Below are 21171 nucleotides of genomic sequence, written 5' to 3' on the forward strand. Positions count from 1 at the left end.
GGTCTGTACAATCTGAGCAGCGGATTCGCCACCTCGTACAAACCGGAAGCCCATGGCCCCCACCGACGCCCCCACGCTGCGGTCCCTGCTCCAGCGCAGGGACCTCGGCCTGACACTCGTGTCCGACGAGCACGCCCTGCCCGACGGCGCCCTCGACCGGCCGCTGCGGTGGGTGCACGGCTCCGACCTCGCAGACCCGACGCCCTTCCTGTCCGAGGATCTGGCGCTGCTCACCACGGGCACGCAGTTCGACGGCGCCGCGGACATCCCCTCCTACGTCGGGCGGCTGGCCGACCGCGGCGTGCTCGGGCTCGGCTTCGGCACCGAGGTGCACCGCTCCGGGATCCCGGACGAGCTCATCGCCGCCTGCGCCGCACACGGCATCCCCCTGTTCGAGGTGCCCTACCGCACGCCGTTCATCGCCGTCGCCCGCGCACACTCCGAGGCCATCGCGGCCCAGGCGTACGCCCGCCGTTCCTGGGCGCTGGACACGCAGCGCGCGCTCGCCCTGGCCGCCCTCCGCCCGCGCGGCCTCGACGCGATCGTCGCGGAGCTCGGCCGCCGGCTCGACGTCTGGGCGGGCATGTACGACGCGGCAGGGGCGCTGCTGTTCGCCCATCCGCGTGATGCGGTCGACACCGCCACGCTCGATCTGCTCGCCGACCGCGTGCTGGAGATCCTGGGCCGTGGACTGGAGGCGGGGCAGTCTCTCACGATCGACGCACACACCTTCATGCTCTTCACCGTCGGGCGCGGAGGGCACCTGCGCGGGGTGATCGCGGTCGCCGCCGAGACGCTGGACGCGGAGGCCCGGTCGGTCGTGACCTCGGTGATCGCGATGGCCGGACTGGCGCTGGAGCAGAGCGAGCAGCTCGCCAGGAGCCGTCGCCGCCTGCACACCCAGCTGCTGCAGTCGCTGCTGGCCGACGACCCCGCGCTCGCCCGCCGCGTGCTCGGCGCCCTCCCTCCGGCACCGATCGTGGTGGCGGTCGCCGCCGACGCCCCGGCCGGACCGCTGGTCGACTGGTGGGAGCGGCGCCGGGCGGACCACGGCACGGTGTCGTTCCTGGCGGAGTCGCCCGAGGGCCTGACGATGTGCGTGTCCTCGGGCGACGAGGGGCTGCTGGACGAGGTCGCCGAGCGCTTCGGCATCCGCATCGGAGTCTCCGGCCCCGAGGGCTACGCGGTCTTCTCGCGTGCGCACGCCCAGGCGCTGACGGCCCTGCGGCAACCCGCGTCTGCGGCCGTCGTGCGCTACGCGGACACCGTGGGTGCGAACATCCTCACGGCGCTGGCGACCGACGAGGCGCGGCTGGTGGCGGAGTCGCGCCTGGCGCCGCTGCGCGAGCAGGACGCGGCGGGCGGCACCGGGCTCGAGCACACGCTGCGGGTCTGGCTGGAGCACGACGCACGCGCGGAGCCGGCCGCCGCGGCGCTGGGCATCCACCGGCACACCCTGCGCTCGCGGGTCGCGCAGGCCGGGGCCATGCTGGGCGTGGATCTGGCGTCGTTCCCCGCCCGCGCCGAGCTCTGGGCGCTGCTGCAGACCGCGCGCGACTGATCCGCGCCCCGCCCCTGCACCGCCTCAGGCCCGCGCCACCTCATCTCGCGCGGCTCCATCCCCTCGCCGAGTGCGCGGCTTGCTGCCGACCACCCCGCCTGTTCACACGGAGAAACCGTGCCCTCGGCGCGAGGCCGGGCGTCCGGTGCGCGCCCGCGGCACCGTCGCGAGGAGGGCCCCGGCACGCTCGATGTCGGCGGCGGTCTGGGATACGAGGGCCGCGACGGTGTCGAAGCAGAGCGTCGGGCGCAGCAGCGAGAGCAGCTCGACCCGGAGGCGGTGCCCGTACAGGTCGAGGTCCGTGTCGTGCAGGTGCACCTCCACCCGGCGCTCCCGGCTGCCGTGGAAGGTCGGGTTGGCACCCACGCTCACGGTCGCGGGCATCCCCTCCTGCTCGTCGTCGATCCAGGCCAGCGCGGCGTAGATGCCGTCGGCGGGGAGGCCGGGGCCGTCAAGGGCGAGGTTGGCGGTCGGGAACCCGAGGTCGCGTCCTCGACCGTCGCCGGGGACGACCACTCCGGCGATCTCGCGGACGGGTGCGCTCACACGCCTGCGGCGGGAGAGATCGCGCGGTAGCGGCTCTGGTGGAACACGAGCGGCTCGACGTCGTCGAAGAGCGTCACGTCCTGGATCTCGTACAGAGCGATCTCGTGATCGCCACCGTCGAACGTGCTGTGCAGACGGCAGGTGAGCCAGAGCGCGGCGTCGGCCACCAGCACGGCCCCGCCGTCGGTGCGGTGCCAGGCGTGACCCCCGAACCGGTCCCCCTCCCGCGCGGACAGGGAGCGGCTGAGCGGTTCGTGGTGTGCCGCGAGGACGCTCATCCCGAGTTCCGGGACGGCACGCAGCACCGGCCAGGTCTTCGAGGTGCGGGCGGCGCTGACCGCGACGAGGGCGGGCTCCAGGGAGATCGAGGTGAAGGAGTTGACCGCCATCCCGACGGCGCGGTCGTCCACGACGGCCGCGAGGGCGACCACCCCCGTGGGATAGACCGAGAAGGCACGACGGAGCGCACGGTCGCGCGGCAGGGCATCGGTCACGGCAGTGGTCATCACGAGTCCTTTCGATAGTCAACTTTGACTAAGGCGACTATAGACAAATTTGACCACTCAAACAACCGGGAACGCGCATCCCAGCCGTTAGCATGAACGACATGTCGACCACCCGTCTCGTCGTCCTCGGCGCCGTGAAGCAGTTCCAGCCGGTACACGGCTACTTCCTCCGGCGAGAACTGATGACCTGGCACGTCGACGAGTGGGCGCACATCCAGCCCGGCTCGATCTACAACGCCCTCCGGGCCCTGGAGGTCGACGGGTACATCGCGGAGAGCGGCACCGAGGCCGAGGGCAAGCGCCCCGCCCGCACCACGTACCGCATCACCCCCTCGGGCGAGGTCGAGCTGCAGCGGATGCTGCGCGAGAACCTCTGGAACGTGGCGGCCTTCGACACCCAGGCGATCATGACCGTCGCCTCGTTCATGTTCGTGCTGAGCCGCCAGGAGGTCATCGCGGGCCTGGAGCACCGCCTCATCAAGAGCGACGCGATCATCACGCAGAACGGCTTCGATGTGCAGGACACCCTGCGCTCCGAGACCACGCCGAAGTACGTGCGCGAGATCTTCGACCTCTCCACCGCCCGGCTCACCGCCGAGAAGCAGTGGCTGCTCGACCTGCTGGAACGGCTGCGGGCCGGCGAGTACGCCTTCGCGGGCGAGACGGCCGAGGACACGACGCCGGAGCGGGAGGCGGCGGCCGCCACGACGAAGAGCCCCGCCAAGACGGCGAAGAAGAGCACCGCAACGACGGCGACGAAGAGCACCGCGAAGACGGCGACGAAGAGCACCGCGTAGACGGCGACGAAGAGCACCGCGAAGGACTGACCGCACCCCGCGCCGCCCCCTCCGGACCGGCCTCAGCGCGTCGCCGTCAGCTCCGCCAGCGCCTCGGGCGTGAGCGCCGGAGTGGTCGCTCCCCGGTGCAGCGCCACGATCGCCCCCGCGGCGCACGCGAGGGCGAGGGCGTCCTCCACCGGCACCCGACGGGCGAGCGCACCGGCGAGCGCGCCGCAGAACGCGTCGCCCGCGCCCGTCGTGTCGACCGGATCGATACGGAACGCCTCGACGTGCACAACCGGGCGACCGGTGCGGTGCAGGTCCACTCCCCCGGCGCCGCGCGTGAGCACCACGGTCGCGGCCCCGGCGCGGTGCAAGAGGTCGATGCCGCCGAGCTCCGCGCACTCCGTCTCGTTCACCACGAGCACGTCCACGCACTCCAGCAGCCCGAGGGTCGCGGCGTGGGCGGGGGCGGCGTTCAGCACGGTCGTGGCGCCGGCGTCGCGCGCCGCCCGCAGTGCCGCCGACACCGCGGGCACCGGCACCTCGAGCTGCGCCAGCACGACGGCGGCCCCGGAGACCCCGGCGACCGCATCCTCCGGCGACAGCTCCGCGTTCGCGCCGGCCGCGACGATGATGCTGTTGTCGCCGCCCTCCAGCGCCAGCACGTGCGCGACCCCGGTCGGGGCGGTATCCGAGCGGCGCAGGGCCGAGGTCACCCCGGCGTCCACGAGCGTGCGCTCCAGCAGTGCGGCGCCCTCGTCCGTCCCGACCACACCGCAGAACCGCGTCGGCGCGCCGCTGCGGGCCGCGGCGACCGCCTGGTTCAGGCCCTTGCCGCCCGCGAAACGGCCGCCGGCGCGGCCCAGCAGTGTCTCGCCGATGCGCGGGGGGCGCGACACCTCGACCACCAGATCGAGGTTCGCGCTCCCCACGACAGCGACGCCGGACAGCTCGTCAGACACGCGCCATCGACCGGCGGAACGTCGAACCCACGTGCGACTCGGCCAGCGCGGGCGTCGGGGTTCCCATCAGCCGCTCGCGCAGCGACTGCGGCTCGTCGGACGGCTCGGCGATCGCGCCGCGCTCCTTCAGGATCGGCAGCACATGCTCGATGAAGTCCTTCGTGGACGCCGGCGGGATGACCGGGGCGAACAGGAAGCCGTCGAGGTCGGCGCCGTCGGCGAGCGCGATCATCCGGTCGGCCACCTGCTCCGGGGTGCCGATGAGCGGGCGGGCGCCGACGCCGTGCGCGTGCCAGTCGCCCAGCACGTCGCCCACGGTCTTGTCGGCGAAGCGCGCGACCTGGGTCTGCGACAGCTCCGTGCTCAGCTCCGACATCGGTGTGCCCGGGTCGTACGACGACAGGTCGAGGCCGGTGAACCAGGCGTAGGAGGCGACCGTGACCTCGGGGTTCTGGGCGTCGGCGACCTCGGCGTACGTGCGACGAGCCTCCTCCTCGGTGCTGCCGACGACGGCGGCGAACGCGGACATGATCTTGACCTCGTGCGCGGCGCGGCCGTTCTTCACGGCCTCTTCGCGGATCGCGGTCGCGTGGCCGCGGAGCTGCTCGACCGAGCCGCTGCCGACGAAGATCGCCTCGCCGTGCTTGCCGCCGAACTCGCGGCCGGCCGGAGACGCGCCCGCCTGGAACAGCACCGGGGTGCCCTGCGGCGAGCGCTGCGTGTTGCCGTAGCCGTGCGAGCGGAAGTACGGGCCGTCGTGCGCGATGCGGTGCACCTTGGCCGGGTCGGCGAAGCGGCCGGACTTGTCGCGCTCGAGCGCCCCCTCCTCCCACGCCTGCTCCCACAGCTTGTACACGACCTGCATGAAGTCGTCGGCCATCAGGTAGCGCTCGTCGTGCCCGACCATCGGCACCCCGAAGCCCTGCACGGCGGTGTCGGCGGTGCCGGTCGTGACGACGTTCCAGCCGATGCGCCCGCCGGACAGGATGTCGAGGCTGGCCATGCGCCGCGCGAACGCGTAGGGCGGCTCCAGCAGCGTCGACCCGGTGGCGACGAGTCCGAGGCGCGTGGTCTGCGGGATGAGCGCCGCGAGGAGCACGGCGGGGTCGAGTCGCGGCAGGTCGAGGCCTTCGATCGAGCAGATGTCGGGACGCTCGCCCGCGACGTCGGCCCACCCCCACGCGTCGGCGAGGAACAGGAAATCGAAGCCCGCGTCCTCCGCCATGCGCGCGGTGTCGCGCCAGTAGTCGAGTCGGTCGAAGAGGTAGCGCCCGTTGTCCGGGTGGCGCCAGGTCGCGGTGCCGGAGTCGTTCGCCTGCGCGTTCTCGAAGAGGCCGAGGCGCAGCTGCTTCACGGGGTGATCGGTCATGGCGGGTGCCTTCCTTGTGGGTGGGTGGTGTCGTCGTGGGGTGTCCGGGCACGCCGGGGGAACCCCGGGGCGGGGGCGCACCCCCGGGGCGGGTGGGGCCGGGTCAGCCCTTGGCGGTGACCTCGCCGTCGCTCCACCACAGGACGCGCTTGCGCACGACCGCGAGGAGCACGATCAGGAGCACACCGAGCAGGCAGAGCAGCGCGATGCTGGCCCAGGTGACGGGGAGGTTCGCCTGTGCGGCGGAGGTGGTGACGAGCGAGCCGAGGCCGGCCTGCTGCCCGGCGGCGACGAACTCCGCGACCGCGGCTCCGACCACGGCCAGCGGCAGGGCGATCCGCAGCCCGGCGAAGACGTAGGGCATGCTGCCAGGGAATCGCAGTTCGCGGAAGATCTCCCACCGCGAGGCATGCAGGGTCTTGAACACGTCGAGCGCCTTCTGGTCGACGTCGCGGAGTCCGGCGAGCGAGTTGACCAGCATCGGGAAGAACACCACCAGCCCGGTCACGATGAACTTCGGCACCATGCCGAAGCCGAACGCGACGACCAGCGCGGGGGCGATCGCGACGATCGGCGTGACCATCACGATGATCACGAGCGGCATCACGGCCCGTTCGATGATCTGGAACTCGGCCATCACCACCGCCAGCAGGAACCCGGCGAGGATGCCGGCCGAGGCGCCGACCACCACTTCGAGCAGCGTCACCAGGAAGTTCGACCAGTACATGCCCGCGTCGTCGACGAGGCTTCCTCCGATCGCCTCCAGCGTGGGCAGCACATAGGGGTTGGTCCATGCGACGATCTGCCACAGCAGCGCCGCGATCACGAAGGTGATGAGGGTGGGCAGCCACGATCCCCAGCGCAGCCACGACGGGACGCCGCGGCGGGGGGTCTCGCGCAGGCGCGCGGTGGCGAGGGTGGCGGTGGTGTCTCTCATGGTCAGCTCAGACATGGGCCTTCTCCGTCTGCGCGCGCAGCGCACCGCGCACGACTGCTTCCAGGTCGCGGAACTCGTCGGTGGCGTACGCCTCCTCGGTGCGGGGCCGCGGCAGGTTCACGTCGATCACCTCGGCGATGCGCCCGGGGTGGGCGGCCATCACCACGATCCGGTCCGAGAGCATGATGGCCTCGGGCACGGAGTGCGTGACGAACATGACGGCCTTGCGGTTGGACTGCCAGAAGTCCAGCAGGGCGATGCGCTGCAGATCGCGGTTCATCTCGTCGAGGGCCGAGAACGGTTCGTCCATCAGCATGATCGCCGGGTCGAACACGAAGGCCCTGGCGATCGCGGCGCGCTGCTGCATGCCGCCGGACAGCTGCCCGGGGTACTTCTTCAGGGCGTGCCCGAGGCCGAAGGTCGACAGCAGCTCCGCGGGGTCGCGGAGGGCGCGGTCGCCGTTCGCCCCGCGGTTGATCCGCACGGGGAGCTCGACGTTCTCGCGCACGGTCTTCCACGGAAGCAGGGCGGGCGACTGCGGCACGAGGCCGATCTTCTTGTCGCGGGATGCCGCGGTGACGCTCTCGCCGTCGATGGTCACGGTGCCCGAGTCGGCGTCGAGGAGCCCGGCGACGACCTTGAGCAGCGTCGACTTGCCGCAGCCGCTCGGGCCGATCACCGACACGAACTCGCCCATGCCGATCGTGAGGCTCACGTCGTCGAGCACGGTGACCCTGGCTCCGTCGACCCCGAACGACTTCGAGACGTTGCGCACCTCGACGCCGGCGCCCGTGGCCGCGGTCATCACTTCGCCGTCCAGATGAGCTCGTCGCCGTCGTAGAGGTCGGCCACCAGGTCGGGGTCCATCATGTCGGCGATCGCGGGCAGGTTCTTCACGTCGCCGTACTCCTGCACGATCTCGTACTCGGGCTCCCACATGGCCTCGGTCTGCACGCCGGGGTTGCCGCCCGCGCTCTCACGCACCCAGGCCGACTCGACCTCCCACGTGCGGGCGAGCTGGTCGCGCGGGAACGCGGCGCCCTGGCCGTTCTCCTCCGCGAGCTCGGCGAGCATGTCGATGCACTCGTCGGACTCGTCGAGGCAGAACTGCAGTGCCTTGAGGCTCGCGCGCAGGAAGTCGGCGGCGACCTCGCGGTGCTCGGCGAGGAAACGCGAGTTCACCTCCATCACGTTGTAGGTGCCCTCGACGCCGAGGTCGGACGGCAGGAACTCGCTGAACGGGAGGTCCTGCGCCTTGAGGGTCTGCGGCTGGTTGGAGGCGTAGCCGACGATCGCGTCGACCTGCTCGCGCACGACCACGGTGGGGTCGTAGTTGGTCATCTTCACCATCTCGACCTTCGACACGTCGACGCCGGCCTCGTCGAGCATGGCCGAGGCGATGGGCGTGAGGTTGATGAAGTAGCCGAGCGAGCCGCCCTCGAGGTCGGTGAGGTCCTCGAGCTTCTCGTTGCCGAAGATCGAGAACGGCGGGGTCGTGCCGTAAGTCGCGACGGCCGTGAGGTTCTTGCTGTTGGCGGCGGCGAGCATCACGTCGGACGCGGAGCCGAGGGCGGTGAACTGCGCTTGACCGGAGGCGACGAGCTGCTGTCCGTTCGCGCCGGAGGCGTTGATCTCGACATCGAGGCAGAGGTCGTCGAAGTAGCCGAGCTCCTTCGCGAGGAACACGTCGAGCTGCCCGGCGCTGGCGGAGTAGCCGTAGCCGGAGATGTAGGTGATGGTGCCGGCGTCCTGGTTGCGCTGGCAGGCGTCGGATCCGTCTGCGCTCGTGGGGGCGGTATCGCCGCCCGGCGTCTGCGCGGAGCATGCTCCGAGCGTCAGCGTGGCGGCGAGAACGCACGTCAGGGTGGCAGTGGTGCGGAATCGGGTTTCCGCAGAGGAAGTAGCCATGAGGGTCCCTTCTCGGCCGTTCGTCATTGATGGCTCGATGAAAGTAACATAGTCAATCTTGACTAAGCAAGATCAAACTAAGTTCATCCGGCACGATCGGGCGACGGGCGCACGACTCTCCCGACCGTCGGGTCGTGCACGCGGAACACCGTCGTGCATGCGGGGCACGACGGGGCGGAGGTGGGGCCGGGGTCGGGCGGGGTCAGGCGGGGATGGAGCGGAGCGGCCAGGCGGGCCACCAGCCGTCGTCGAGCCCGCGCAGCAGGGCGGCCGCGCGCTCTCGCGCCTCGGCGGGCATCTCCGGTGCAGGACCGGAGCTGCTCTCCCGCCGCTCGCCGTCCGGCGACCGGATCTCCGTGTACAGCCACGCACGGCGACCCACGGGGTACTTCTCCCGGAAGCCCCCGGCGGCGACCGACAGCACGATCCGCTCCAGCTCGTCCGCCGCGGTCTCGGCGGTCTCGTCGCAGGCATCGCAGATGCACGACGGCACGATCGCGTGGAAGTGGGCACCCGCGTCGATGCGGACGGAGGGAACGCCCGGCGTGATCGTGATCTGCGCACCGCGCGCCGGTTCGAGCACGACGTGCTCGGTCCCTCCCTCCCCCCTCTCTCGCCGCACCTCGACCTCGTACTCGCGACGGAGGTGCTCGACGAGCGCGTCGACCACGAGGGACAGCGGTGCGAAGCGCTCCGGGTGGGATTCCCGGGAGTACGACTCCTCCGGCGCGATGCCGTCGGGCCAGCGGTGCCCGTAGGGGATCCCCTCGCCGCGGTCGTCGTGGAAGGTCAGGATCGGGAGAGCAGGCCGGACATACGCGCGCGCCGGGCCGACGACGACCGCGGGAGCCGCATCCTCCGCGGACAGCGCCCTCATCTCCGCATCATCAATGTCGTCCTGCTCCCACGCAGCGAGCATCTGCAGGAACGCATCCCGCTGGCCGGGCTGCTGCACCATCCCCTGCACGAGACCGGCGACCGGGATCGAGAGGGTGTTGGTCCCGATCTCCGGCTCACTCGTCATCCGCCATGTCGCGGCCGGGTGCACGACCGCGATGACGTTCCCCACGAACCGCGCCGCCCCCGCGGCCAGCGTCTCGCTCTCGAGGACCTCAGGATGACCGGCGACGAAGTCCCACGTCGCCCCGAGATCGACGGCGAGCAGCGCGGGGTCGACCTCGTGGCCCCGCGCGAATTCGGCGAAAGGCTCGAAGCCGTCGACGAACCGGACCGGCCCCGGAGCATCCGCCTGCGGGGGCATCCACAGGACCGCGGCGGCACCCGCCTCGGGCATCGGGCCGAGGGGACCGGGGAAGACAGCACTGCTCATCGACCGAGCGTACCGAGCGGGGTCACCGCGGCGCGTGGGCCTCCAAGAACTCGTACACGTCGGTGGTGTCCACGCCGGGGAAGGCGCCGGTGGGCAGGGTCGCCAGCAGCGTGCGCGGGGTCTTCACGTTGGGCCACGACTGTTCGCGCCACCGCTCCTCCAGCTCCGCGGGGGCACGGCGGCAGCACACCTCGACCGAGTGCTTCGAGACGCCGCGGTGCGGGGTGTCGCGGCCCACGAACCACTTCGTGTCGTCGAACCGCACCCCCACGCTCACGGAGTGCAGCCCCTCGCTCGACGCCTCGACCCGGGCCGTGCACCAATAGGTCCCGTTGCCCGTGTCCGTGTACTGGTAGTACGGGTTGAAGCGGTCGTCCTCGTCGAACACGACCCGCGAGGTCCACCGTCGACAGCACATCTGTCCCTCGATCGCGCCCAGCCGATCGGTCGGGAAGTTCACGTCGTCGTTCTCGTACGCCTTGGTGATGGTGCCCGACTCGTGCACCTTGAGGAAGTGCACCGGGATGTCGAGGTGCCGTGTCGCGAGGTTGGTGAAGCGGTGCGCGGCCGTCTCGTACGACACGGAGTAGGCGTCGCGGAGGTCCTCGATCGAGATCGCACGCCGCTGCTTCGCGTCCTTGAGCGTCGGCACGACGTGGGCCTCCGGGATGAGGAGGGCGCCCGTGAGGTAGTTCGTCTCGACGCGCTGCCGCAGGAACTCGGCGTAGCTGCGCGGCTCGGCGTGCCCGAGGATCCGGCTCGAGAGCGCCTGCAGCACCGCCGTCCGCGCATCACCCTTGGCCGGGACGCTGCTCGACAGGTAGAGCCGTCCGTGGGCGAGATCGGCGACGCTGCGGGTGGTCTGCGGCAGGTCGGGGGCGTAGTGCAGCGTGAAGCCGAGGTAGGCGGCGATCTCCGAGGCCGTCCGCTGCGTGAGGGGTCCGCCCGGGTGCCCCACCGCGGCGAGGATCTCCGACGCCTTGGCCTCCAGGTCGGCGAAGTGGTTGTCCTGCCTCCGCATCAGGTGCCGCAGCTCCACGTTCGCCCGCCGCGCCTCCTCCGGCGTGGCCGCCCGCTCGTCCCGCAGCCGGTCGATCTCGCCGTGGAGCGCGAGCATCGCCTTCAGCGCATCGGTCGGCACGGTCTTCGCGATGCGGAACGGATCGATGCCGAGCGCCCGGAACGTCTGGCCCTTCATCGCCCGCTCCAGCGCGACCTCCAGGCTGCTGCGCTCGTCGAGCGGCTCGCCCTCCAGCAGCGCGTCGATCGTGACCCCGAGCGCTCGCGCGATCGCCTGGAGCTGCGTGAGCTTGGGCTCGCGCTTGCCGGTTTCGATCATCGACAGCTGACTGGGAGCGCGGTCCACCGCCGTCGCGAGCTCTTCGAGGGTCATCCCCTGAGCGGTGCGCAGCTGACGGATCCGTCGCCCGATCGTGAGGGCGTCGGTGTCTTCTGCGGCCTCGGTGCTGGTCATGGCGGGGATTCTGTCACGAAAACAGAAAGAAGGGCAAACTTCTCCTTCGATCCGGCCGAGAAGAGCGCCGAAGTTCACACAGAGTGGGACCACGCCACCGGCACCGACGCCGGTTCCATCCGAGGAGACACCATGACGAACACCGCATCGAACCCCACCCCGCGCCCCGCCGGCCTGCGCGCCGGCGACCAGGTTCAGACGGCGGCGGAGCTCCAGGAGATCTGGGACACCGACCCCCGCTGGGACGGCGTCGAGCGCACCTACTCCGCCGACGACGTCATCCGCATCCGCGGCTCGGTCCGCGAGGACGCCACCCTCGCGCACCGCGGCGCCGAGAACCTGTGGAACCTCCTGCACACCGAGGACTACGTCCGCGCGCTCGGCGCCTACACCGGCGGGCAGGCCGTGCAGCAGGTGCGGGCCGGGCTCAAGGCCATCTACCTCTCCGGGTGGCAGGTCGCCGCCGACGGCAACCTCGCCGGGCAGACCTACCCCGACCAGTCGCTCTACCCCGCCAACTCGGTGCCCGCCGTGGTCCGCCGCATCAACAACGCGCTGCTCCGGCAGGACCAGCTCGAGCACGCCGAGGGCGAGATCACGCAGGACTGGCTCGCCCCGATCGTCGCCGACGCCGAGGCCGGATTCGGTGGGCCTCTCAACGCCTACGAGCTCGCGCAGTCGCTCATCCAGGCCGGCGCCGCCGCGATCCACTGGGAGGACCAGCTCGCGAGCGAGAAGAAGTGCGGTCACCTGGGCGGCAAGGTGCTCGTCCCCACGCAGCAGCACATCCGCACGCTGAACGCCGCGCGACTCGCGGCCGACGTCGCCGGGGTGCCGACCGTGATCATCGCCCGCACCGACGCCCTGGCCGCCGACCTGCTCACGAGCGACGTCGACGAGCGCGACCGGGAGTTCACCACCGGCGAGCGCACGACCGAGGGGTTCTACCGCATCCGTCCCGGCATCGAATCGGTCATCAGCCGTGGGCTCGCCTTCGCGCCCTACGCCGACCTGCTGTGGGTCGAGACCGGTGAGCCCGACATCGAGCTCGCCCGGAAGTTCGCCGCGGCGATCCACGCCGAGTTCCCCGGCAAGCTCCTGGCCTACAACTGCTCCCCGAGCTTCAACTGGAAGCGCCACCTGTCGGACGCCGAGATCGCGACGTTCCAGCAGGAGCTGGCCGACCTGGGCTACAAGTTCCAGTTCATCACGCTGGCGGGCTTCCACGCCCTGAACCACTCCATGTTCGACCTCGCCCGCGGCTACGCCGAGCGCGCCATGAGCGCCTACGTCGAGCTGCAGGAGGCCGAGTTCGCCGCCGAGGCCGACGGCTACACCGCCACCAAGCACCAGCGCGAGGCGGGCACCGGCTACTTCGACGTGATCTCCACCGCGCTCAACCCCGACAGCGCGACCCTGGCCCTCGCCGGCTCCACCGAGGCCGCCCAGTTCCACTGATCCCCACCTCTGCAAAGGATCCGCATCATGACCACTCCCACCGCTCCCCCGACCACCGCCCCGATCCCGACGACCCGGCAGGGACCTGCGATCGAGGTCACCGGACCGATCCGCGACCGCTACGACGAGATCCTCACCCCCGCGGCGATCGCCTTCCTCACCGAGCTGCACCACCGCTTCGCCTCTCGCCGCCACGACCGCCTGGCCGACCGCCTGCGCCGCCGCTTCGAGATCGGCAACGGCCACGACCCGCGCTTCCGTGACGACACCGCGCACATCCGCGCCGACGCCGACTGGCGCGTCGCGGGTGCCGGGCCCGGGCTGGAGGACCGCCGCGTCGAGATCACCGGGCCCACCGACCCGAAGATGACCATCAACGCCCTCAACTCGGGCGCCCGCGTCTGGCTCGCCGACCAGGAGGACGCCACGAGCCCCACCTGGAAGAACGTGATCGAGGGGCAGCTGTCGCTGCGCGACGCCATCCGCGGCGAGCTGTCCTTCACCTCCCCCGAGGGCAAGGAGTACCGCGTCACCGCCGAGCGCACGCCCACGATCGTGATGCGCCCGCGCGGCTGGCACCTGCCCGAGAAGCACATCGGGTTCATCGACCGCGCCGGCCGCCGCACCTCGGCCTCCGGCTCGCTGGTCGACTTCGGCCTCTACTTCCTGCACAACGCGCAGGCGCTGATCGACGGCGGCCGCGGGCCGTACTTCTACCTCGCCAAGCTCGAGTCCAGCGAGGAGGCGAAGCTGTGGGACGACGTGTTCTCCTTCAGTGAGGAGTACGTCGGGATCCCGCACGGCACCATCCGCGCGACCGTGCTGATCGAGACGCTGCCCGCCGCGTTCGAGATGGACGAGATCCTGTACGAGCTGCGCGACCACTGCGCGGGCCTCAACGCCGGTCGCTGGGACTACATCTTCTCCATCATCAAGAACTACCGCGGGCGCGGAGCCCGGTTCGTGCTGCCGGACCGCAGCGAGGTGACGATGACGGTCCCGTTCATGCGGGCGTACACCGAGCTGCTGGTGCAGACGTGTCACAAGCGCGGGGCCTTCGCGATCGGCGGCATGAGCGCCTTCATCCCCAACCGCCGCGATCCCGAGGTCACGGCGCGCGCGGTGGAGAAGGTGTCGGCCGACAAGAAGCGCGAGGCCGGTGACGGCTTCGACGGCACCTGGGTCGCCCACCCCGACCTCATCCCCACGGCGCAGGCCGAGTTCGACGCGGTGCTCGGCGACCGTCCGAACCAGGTCGACCGGCAGCGCCCCGAGGTGCACGTCACCCCCGAGGACCTGCTCGACCTGCACATCGGGCGGCCGATCACCGCACAGGGCGTGCGCGACAACGTGTCGGTCGCGATCCGCTACCTGGAGGCGTGGCTGCGCGGGCTCGGAGCGGTGGCGATCGACAACCTCATGGAAGACGCGGCGACCGCCGAGATCAGCCGGTCGCAGGTGTGGCAGTGGATCCACCAGGACCGCACGACGCAGGACGGCACCCCGATCACGGTCGAGTACGTGGAGGGGCTGATCGCGGAGGTGCTGGACGGGGTGGACCGCCGCGACGGGGACCGCTTCGACGACGCGGCCGAGATCTTCCGCGAGGTCGCCCTGCAGGAGGAGTTCCCCGCGTTCCTCACCCTCGGCGCGTACAGCCGCTTCCTGATCGACGAGGACTGAGCGCGGGACACGGGTGCCGCGGGTCGAGAGGCCCGCGGCACCGGTGCGTCCGCCGCGGCCCCGGTCGTCCGGTGCGGGCGTAGCCTGGACCCATGAGCGACGTGTGGACCGGCATCGCCGAGGAGTTCCTGCACCTGTATCCGCGCGGCCGCCGGCTGTTCGCGGTCGCGGGAGCCGATGCCGAGCGGTCGCGCCTCGCCGCCGATGCGCTCGCCACCGCGCTCACCGCCGCGGACCAGACGGTGGAGCGCGTGCACCTCACCGCGGTAGACGAGACGGCGCTGCGTGCCCTCATCATCACACCGTTCCGCACCGGCAGTGCGGACGGCACCATCCTGCTCGTCTCCGGTCCCGCCGCGGTGGTGTCGCCCACGGCGCGTGGCCTGTGGAACTCCGTGCTCTGGCAGCTCGCCGGGGAGGAGCCGCCGCACACGGCCGCGAACGCCCTCGTCGACCTCACGGATCCCGCGCACCCCGCCCGCCGCTTCGCGGACTACTGCGCGGTGCCGTCATCCTTCGAGACCTGAGCCCCCGGTTCGCGCGCACGAGGGCCCGACACCGCACGGTGTCGGGCCCTCGGCCGTGCGGCGGGGATCACTCCTCTCCGGGTTCCGCGTCGAGACGGGCGCGCACCTCCGCGTCGAGCACGAGGTCGGCGGCACCGAGAGCCTCGTCGAGCTGCGCGACGCTGGAGACGCCGACCACGGGGATGACGGGCACCTCGGCGCCGAGCAGCCACGCGAGGGCGACCTGGTTCGCGGTCGCTCCGAGCTCCGCGGCGACCTCGTGCAGCAGCGCGCGGCGGACGTGACTGGAGGGGTGGTCGACGCCGCCCCACAGCGGCTTGTCCACCCGGGCGATGGCGCCCTGGTGCAGCGGTGAGTACACGGTGATCGCGAGCGGGGGTCGCTCGTCCGTGCCGGTCGAGGCCGCATAGCTCAGCAGCTCGGGCGTCACGAAGTTGTTCCGGCCGAGCCGGGGCGCCGGATACAGATAGCTGTACTGCTGCTGCACGACGCCGTACGGCGCGACGCCCTGGCGCTGGGCCTCCTCCCGTGCCTCCACCACGCGCCAGGTGGGCACGTTGGAGATGCCAGCGATGCCGACGAGCCCCGCGCGCTGCAGTTCCCCGAACGCACCGACGGTCTCGGCGAGCGGCACCTCGGTGTCGTCCACGTGACCGTAGAGCACGTCGATGCGGTCGATGCCGAGCTGGCGCGCGCTCTCGGGGCCCTGCCGCCGGATGACCTCGGCCGACAGCCCCTCGAAGTTCGTCGGAGGGGTGTTGGACAGCGGCTTCGCCGGATCCTTCTGGGCGGCGCCGATCTTGGTCGCGATGCGGACGCCGTCGCGGTTGCCTCGGTCGTGCAGCCAGCGGCCGAGGAGCTGCTCGCTCTCGCGCCCGTGACCTCCCGCCCAGAGGCTGTAGTTGTTCGCGGTGTCGATGAACGTGCCACCGGCCTCGACGAAGCGGTCGAGGATGGCGCGCGAGGTCTCTTCGTCGGTGCGGGTGCCGAAGTTCATGGCACCGAGGCAGAGCGTGGAGACGTCGAAAGACGTGCGGCCGTCGGAGAGGGTGCGGTACTGCATGGGGGTTCCTTTCTCGGGGACGGCTCCACGCTAGAGAGCTATCGGTCCGGCGCTACACTCCAATCACGATGCAGAACACCAGACCGATTCTCGCGTGGGAGACCCTGATCGATCTCGACTCCGACGTCGAGGGCGACCCACTGCGCGATCGCGTGGAGTCGGCCCTGCGCCGCGCGATCGATGACGGACGCCTCACCCCCGGCGCCGCGCTGCCGCCGAGCCGGACCCTCGCCGAGACGCTCGGGGTCTCGCGCTGGGTGGTGACCGAGGCCTACGGGCAGCTCGTCGCCGAGGGAGTGCTGGAGGCGCGGACCGGTTCGGCGACGCGCGTCGCGGAGAGCCTCGGAGCTCCTCCTCCCCCGCAACCCGCGGGTGCACGGCGACCCGGCCACCCGGGCCGCACGGGTACCACCGGTGCGCGCGAACTCGCGCCCGCGGCCGACACCGCGACCGAGTCCCACACCGCGACGCGGGCACCGGCGCGCTACGACCTGCGGCCCGGTATCCCCGACCTGCGCGCGGTGCCGCGTGCCCGCTGGTCGTCCGCGCTGCGGGCGGCCCTGACCGCGCTGCCCGATCGCGAACTCGCCGCCGCACCGACATCGGGGCATCCGTCCGCGAGGGCGGCCGTCGCGTCGTACCTGGCCCGCTCGCGGCACGCGGTGGCCGACCCCGACCACGTCATCATCACCCACGGGGCGACCGACGCGATGGACCTCCTCACGCGCGAGCTGCACCGGCGCGGCCACCGCGCGATCCTGGTGGAGGACCCGAGCTGGTCGCGGTTGCGCGTGCAGGCGGAGCAGAACGGACTGCGGCCCATCCCGGTCCCGGTCGACGCGGAGGGCATCGACACCGACAGCCTGGTCGAGCTCGCCGCGCAGACCGGTGCCCGCGCGGCGCTCGTGACGCCCGCCCACCAGTTCCCGCTCGGCGCCGCCCTGTCGCCGGCGCGGCGCGAGCGCCTGGTGCGCTGGGCCCGCGCCGCCGATGCGCTGCTGATCGAAGACGACTACGACGCGGAGTTCCGCTACGACCGGCGCCCCGTCCCCGCCCTGCAGCGCCTCGCTCCGGATCGGGTCGCCCTGATCGGGTCGCTGTCGAAGTCGGTCTCCCCGGCCCTCGGCGTCGGGTGGATGCTCCTGCCGTCCGACCTCGCCCCCGCCCCCGCCGCAGGACCCCCGTCGCTCGTCGACCAGGCGGCCCTCGCGCACTTCCTCACGCGCGGCGACTTCGAGCGGCATCTGCGATCCTCGCGCTCGCGGTTCCGCCGTCGACGGCAGCGCCTGCTCGACGCGCTCGACCGGGAGCTGCCGGGCCTCGAGGTCTCCGGGATCGCCGCGGGGATGCACCTCGTGCTGCGGCTCCCCCCGTGGTGCACGGCGGCAGAGGTCGTGTCGGCGGCGGCGGGCCTCGGCATCGCGCTCACGCCGCTGCAGCGGTACGCCGTCGCCGTCACACCGTTCGAGGCACTCGTGCTGGGCTACGGCAACCTCGACGACGCACTGGTGGAGGAGGCCGCGGCACGGCTCGCCCTGGTCCTCCGCTCCGTGCGCTCCTGACCTCCGCTCAGTGGAACGGCGCGGCCACGGAGTTGCGGTGGTAGTCGAACACGATGCTCGTGCGGGTCGAGGCGACGCTGCTCTGCGCCGACAGGTGCTCCAGGACGAACTCGCGCATCTCCGACGAGTCCGCGACCGCGATGTGCAGCAGGAAGTCGTCGTCGCCGCCCAGGAAGAACACCTGGATCACCTGCGGCAGGGCGCGCACCCGGTCGGCGAACTCCACGATGCTCTCGCGCCGGGCGCTCGGGCGCAGGCTCACGCCGATGATCGCCTGGAGTCCCGCGCCCAGCTGCCGCTCGTCGACGCTGGCGTGGAAGCCGGTGATCACGCCGCGGTCGACGAGGGCGCGCAACCGGGCGTGCGCGGTGGAGGGCGCGACGCCGAGGCGCGCCGCGAGCTCGGCGTTGGTCATGCGGCCGTCGACGGTGAGCAGCTGCACGATGCGGGCATCGGTCTGGTCGAGCGCCGGTGCCCGAACGCTGTTCGGCTCGGGGGCGGAAGACGTGGTGGCCATACGAAGCATTATTCAGGATTCTCGCGATGGCCGAATTGCCTTCATCAAATCTGTCCCTTCCTCGACGTTTCTGCGATTCTGGTCTGCGCCTACGCACCCCGAGACCAGGAGGATCGATGAAGATCGGCGTCCCGACCGAGATCAAGAACAACGAGAACCGCGTCGCCCTCACTCCCGCGGGCGCGGATCGCCTGGTGCACGAGGGCCACCGCGTGCTCGTGCAGTCGGGGGCCGGCATCGGCTCCAGCATCGCCGACGACGACTACCGCGCGGCGGGCGCCGAGATCGTCGACTCCGCCGAAGAGGCCTGGGGCGAGGCCGACCTGCTCATCAAGGTCAAGGAACCCGTCGCCGCGGAGTACGGCTTCCTGCGCGACGATCTCACCCTGTTCACCTACCTGCACCTGGCCGCCGACCGCCCGCTCACCGACGCCCTCGTGGCCGCGGGGACCACGGCCGTCGCGTACGAGACGGTGCAGCTGCCCGACCGATCGCTTCCCCTCCTCGTCCCCATGAGCGAGATCGCCGGACGCCTCTCGGTCACCATGGGCTCGTACTCGCTGCTGCGGTCGCAGGGCGGCCGCGGCATGCTGCTGGGCGGGATCGCCGGGACACCGCGCGCCAAGACGGTCGTCATCGGCGGCGGTGTGGCCGGAGAGCACGCGGCAGCCAACGCGCTCGGCCTCGGCTCGAAGGTCACGGTGGTCGACATCTCCCTGCCGCGCCTGCGCGAGCTCGAGCACCGGTACGGCGGCGCGCTCGAGACCCGCGCGTCGAGCCGCTACGACATCGCCGAGGAGCTCGCCACGGCCGACCTCGTGATCGGCTCGGTGCTGATCCCCGGGGCCGCCGCGCCGAAGCTCGTGACCGACGACATGGTCGCGGGGATGAAGAAGGGCTCGGTGCTGGTCGACATCGCGATCGACCAGGGCGGCTGCTTCGAGGGCTCGCGGCCCACCACGCACGACGACCCCACCTTCGCGGTGCACGACTCCATCTACTACTGCGTCGCGAACATGCCGGGAGCGGTTCCCACGACGGCGACCCGCTCCCTCACCAACGCCACGCTGCCCTACGTGTCCGCGATCGCGGGCAAGGGCTGGGAGCGCGCGGCCGCGGAGGACGCGGCGCTGGCGAAGGGGCTCAACGTCCAGGGCGGACGCATCACGCTCGAGGCCGTCGCCCGCGCCCACGGTCTCGCGGACTGACCTTCCCGACCCGAAAGAACCGCGGATCTTGGCCGGTCCCCACATGTCGACCGCCGTGGCGACGCGAGTACGCTCGTAACCGTGACCGAACGCGCTCCTCTCTCCCGCAAACTGTCCGCCATCGCCGAGTCCGCGACGCTCAAGGTCGATGCCAAGGCGAAGGCCCTCAAGGCCGAGGGCAAGCCCGTCATCTCGTATGCGGCGGGCGAGCCCGACTTCGCGACGCCGCAGTTCATCGTCGACGCCGCCGCCGAGGCCCTCGCCGACCCGGCCAGCTACCGCTACACCCCGGCCCCTGGACTGCCCGCGCTGCGCGAGGCCATCGCCGCCAAGACGCTCCGCGACTCGGGACTCGAGGTCTCGCCCAGCCAGGTCATCGTCACCAACGGCGGCAAGCAGTCGGTGTACCAGGCCTTCCAGGCGGTCGTGAACCCGGGCGACGAGGTGCTGCTGCCCGCCCCGTACTGGACCACGTACCCCGAGGCCATCCGACTCGCCGACGGCACGCCGGTCGAGGTGTTCGCGGGCGCCGACCAGGAGTACAAGGTCACGGTCGAGCAGCTGGAGGCGGCGCGCACCGAGCGCACCACCGTGCTCGTGTTCGTGTCGCCGTCGAACCCCACCGGCTCGGTGTACACGGCCGAGGAGACGAAGGCCATCGGCGAGTGGGCCGTCGAGCACGGCATCTGGATCATCAGCGACGAGATCTACCAGAACCTCACCTACGAGGGCGTGAAGGCCACGTCGATCGTGGAGGCCGTGCCCGAGGCCGCGAACCAGACGATCCTCGTCAACGGCGTCGCCAAGACGTACGCCATGACCGGGTGGCGGGTGGGCTGGATGGTGGGCCCGGCCGACGCGATCAAGATCGCCGGCAACCTGCAGTCGCACCTCACCAGCAACGTGAACAACGTGGCGCAGAAGGCGGCGATCGCGGCGCTCAACGGCCCGCAGACCGAGGCCGAGCAGTTCCGCGAGGCGTTCGACCGGCGTCGTCGCCTCATCGTGTCGGAACTGTCGAAGATCGACGGCCTCGTGGTGCCCAACCCGCTCGGCGCGTTCTACGTGTACCCCGATGTGCAGGGCCTGCTCGGTCGCACGTGGGGCGGGGTGACCCCGACCACGTCGCTGGAGCTCGCCGACCTCATCCTCGACCAGGCCGAGGTCGCCGTGGTGCCCGGCGAGGCGTTCGGCCCGTCCGGCTACATCCGCATGTCGTACGCGCTCGGCGACGAGCAGCTCCTCGAGGGCGTGCAGCGCCTGCAGCGACTGTTCTCCTGACCGACACCCCGAGACCCGCCCCGCCGCTCCCGGCCGGGCGGGTCTCGTCGTCTGTCCCGGTGCTGCGCGCGGGTCAGTCCTCGGGGTGGAAGCCGATGAGCCAGCGGATGCCGTAGCGGTCGACGAGCGTTCCGTCGTGGTCGCCCCACGGCCGCCGCTGCAGCGCATCGATCACTCGCCCGCCGGCGGCGAGCTCACCGAACCAGCGCGTCAGTGTCGCCGCATCCGCCGTTCCGAGAAGCGACAGGAACATGCCGCTCATCTGCACCGCGTCGTCGTCGGCGCCCGCATCCGCTCCGGCGAGCTCGACCGGGCCGCCGCTGAGCTGCCCGTGCGCGACGGCGTCACCAGGACCGTCGTGGCGACCGGCCTGCGCGTAGTCCATCAGCTGCAACTCACCCCCGAACACGTCGCGGTAGTGGCCGAGGGCTTCGGCGGCGGTGCCGGGGAACAGCAGGTACGGGATCAGTCCACTCATGCGGCGAGTGTACGACGCG

The 21171-nt window shown here is 71.5% G+C and carries 20 protein-coding genes; 8 read left to right on the forward strand and 12 right to left on the reverse strand.

The window, feature by feature from the left end:
- Window positions 1-52 precede the first annotated feature (52 nt).
- A complete protein-coding gene (locus ACWH95_RS00935; RefSeq protein WP_136029591.1) occupies window positions 53-1561 on the forward strand; it encodes a PucR family transcriptional regulator in 1509 nt (502 codons plus the stop codon).
- Window positions 1562-1663: 102 nt separating this feature from the next.
- On the opposite strand, the gene ACWH95_RS00940 is transcribed toward ACWH95_RS00935, so the two are convergent.
- Window positions 1664-2107 carry a riboflavin kinase gene (locus ACWH95_RS00940; RefSeq protein ID WP_136029593.1) on the reverse strand — a complete coding sequence of 148 codons (444 nt, stop codon included), beginning with the start codon at window positions 2105-2107 and terminating at the stop codon, window positions 1664-1666.
- On the reverse strand, window positions 2104-2613 hold the full coding sequence (locus tag ACWH95_RS00945; protein ID WP_136029594.1) for a flavin reductase family protein: 510 nt from the start codon (window positions 2611-2613) through the stop codon (window positions 2104-2106). The genes ACWH95_RS00940 and ACWH95_RS00945 overlap by 4 nt, the downstream gene beginning before the upstream one ends.
- Window positions 2614-2714: 101 nt before the next feature.
- Between ACWH95_RS00945 and ACWH95_RS00950 the strand changes: the two genes are divergently transcribed.
- Window positions 2715-3410 carry a PadR family transcriptional regulator gene (locus ACWH95_RS00950; RefSeq protein WP_206252885.1) on the forward strand — a complete coding sequence of 232 codons (696 nt, stop codon included), beginning with the start codon at window positions 2715-2717 and terminating at the stop codon, window positions 3408-3410.
- A 62-nt stretch (window positions 3411-3472) separates the two neighbouring features.
- On the opposite strand, the gene ACWH95_RS00955 is transcribed toward ACWH95_RS00950, so the two are convergent.
- The 7 genes from ACWH95_RS00955 to ACWH95_RS00985 all read right to left on the reverse strand — a co-directional run bounded on the left by ACWH95_RS00955 (window position 3473) and on the right by ACWH95_RS00985 (window position 11375).
- The gene (locus tag ACWH95_RS00955; protein ID WP_136029596.1) at window positions 3473-4357 is read right to left on the reverse strand and encodes a ribokinase; all 885 of its coding nucleotides are present in this window, start codon (window positions 4355-4357) and stop codon (window positions 3473-3475) included.
- Window positions 4350-5726, reverse strand: a complete 1377-nt coding sequence (locus ACWH95_RS00960) for an NtaA/DmoA family FMN-dependent monooxygenase (protein ID WP_206252884.1) — start codon at window positions 5724-5726, stop codon at window positions 4350-4352. Before ACWH95_RS00960 ends, ACWH95_RS00955 begins: the two co-directional genes overlap by 8 nt.
- 103 nt (window positions 5727-5829) lie before the next feature.
- On the reverse strand, window positions 5830-6678 hold the full coding sequence (locus tag ACWH95_RS00965; protein ID WP_136029600.1) for an ABC transporter permease: 849 nt from the start codon (window positions 6676-6678) through the stop codon (window positions 5830-5832).
- Entirely contained in the window at window positions 6671-7468 is a 798-nt protein-coding gene (locus ACWH95_RS00970) for an ABC transporter ATP-binding protein (RefSeq protein WP_136029602.1), read from the reverse strand. Before ACWH95_RS00970 ends, ACWH95_RS00965 begins: the two co-directional genes overlap by 8 nt.
- Complete coding sequence (locus tag ACWH95_RS00975; RefSeq protein ID WP_206252883.1) at window positions 7468-8571, reverse strand: ABC transporter substrate-binding protein; 1104 nt, start codon at window positions 8569-8571, stop codon at window positions 7468-7470. Before ACWH95_RS00975 ends, ACWH95_RS00970 begins: the two co-directional genes overlap by 1 nt.
- A gap of 202 nt (window positions 8572-8773) precedes the next feature.
- On the reverse strand, window positions 8774-9901 hold the full coding sequence (locus ACWH95_RS00980) for a DUF6226 family protein (RefSeq protein ID WP_454120014.1): 1128 nt from the start codon (window positions 9899-9901) through the stop codon (window positions 8774-8776).
- A gap of 22 nt (window positions 9902-9923) precedes the next feature.
- Complete coding sequence (locus tag ACWH95_RS00985) at window positions 9924-11375, reverse strand: XRE family transcriptional regulator (protein ID WP_136029608.1); 1452 nt, start codon at window positions 11373-11375, stop codon at window positions 9924-9926.
- A 132-nt stretch (window positions 11376-11507) separates the two neighbouring features.
- Between ACWH95_RS00985 and aceA the strand changes: the two genes are divergently transcribed.
- The 3 genes from aceA (at window position 11508) to ACWH95_RS01000 (ending at window position 15043) form a co-directional block, all read left to right on the forward strand.
- Entirely contained in the window at window positions 11508-12833 is a 1326-nt protein-coding gene (gene aceA, locus ACWH95_RS00990) for an isocitrate lyase (RefSeq protein ID WP_454120015.1), read from the forward strand.
- A gap of 27 nt (window positions 12834-12860) precedes the next feature.
- Window positions 12861-14516, forward strand: coding sequence for a malate synthase A (gene aceB / locus ACWH95_RS00995; RefSeq protein ID WP_206252877.1), 1656 nt, complete (start codon window positions 12861-12863; stop codon window positions 14514-14516).
- Between the two features lie 92 nt (window positions 14517-14608).
- Window positions 14609-15043, forward strand: coding sequence for a hypothetical protein (locus ACWH95_RS01000; RefSeq protein ID WP_136029614.1), 435 nt, complete (start codon window positions 14609-14611; stop codon window positions 15041-15043).
- A gap of 67 nt (window positions 15044-15110) precedes the next feature.
- Here the strand turns inward: ACWH95_RS01000 and ACWH95_RS01005 are convergent, their stop codons facing one another.
- Window positions 15111-16106: an aldo/keto reductase gene (locus tag ACWH95_RS01005; RefSeq protein WP_247637654.1), complete on the reverse strand. Its 996-nt coding sequence runs from the start codon at window positions 16104-16106 to the stop codon at window positions 15111-15113.
- A gap of 68 nt (window positions 16107-16174) precedes the next feature.
- On the opposite strand from ACWH95_RS01005, the gene pdxR reads away from it, so the two are divergent.
- A complete protein-coding gene (gene pdxR / locus ACWH95_RS01010) occupies window positions 16175-17668 on the forward strand; it encodes a MocR-like pyridoxine biosynthesis transcription factor PdxR (RefSeq protein ID WP_454120016.1) in 1494 nt (497 codons plus the stop codon).
- 7 nt (window positions 17669-17675) lie between these two features.
- Here pdxR and ACWH95_RS01015 read toward each other — a convergent pair whose 3' ends face one another.
- Window positions 17676-18194: an Lrp/AsnC family transcriptional regulator gene (locus ACWH95_RS01015; RefSeq protein ID WP_136028946.1), complete on the reverse strand. Its 519-nt coding sequence runs from the start codon at window positions 18192-18194 to the stop codon at window positions 17676-17678.
- Between the two features lie 107 nt (window positions 18195-18301).
- Between ACWH95_RS01015 and ald the strand changes: the two genes are divergently transcribed.
- Together ald and ACWH95_RS01025 are read left to right on the forward strand one after the other, a co-directional pair.
- Window positions 18302-19393 (forward strand): alanine dehydrogenase, encoded by a 1092-nt coding sequence (gene ald / locus ACWH95_RS01020; RefSeq protein WP_136028944.1) that lies wholly within the window; start codon window positions 18302-18304, stop codon window positions 19391-19393.
- 81 nt (window positions 19394-19474) lie between these two features.
- On the forward strand, window positions 19475-20674 hold the full coding sequence (locus ACWH95_RS01025) for a pyridoxal phosphate-dependent aminotransferase (RefSeq protein WP_136028942.1): 1200 nt from the start codon (window positions 19475-19477) through the stop codon (window positions 20672-20674).
- A 73-nt stretch (window positions 20675-20747) separates the two neighbouring features.
- Here ACWH95_RS01025 and ACWH95_RS01030 read toward each other — a convergent pair whose 3' ends face one another.
- Window positions 20748-21152, reverse strand: a complete 405-nt coding sequence (locus tag ACWH95_RS01030; RefSeq protein ID WP_136028939.1) for a VOC family protein — start codon at window positions 21150-21152, stop codon at window positions 20748-20750.
- Window positions 21153-21171 lie beyond the last annotated feature (19 nt).

Source organism: Microbacterium sp. NPDC055502, from assembly GCF_053643635.1.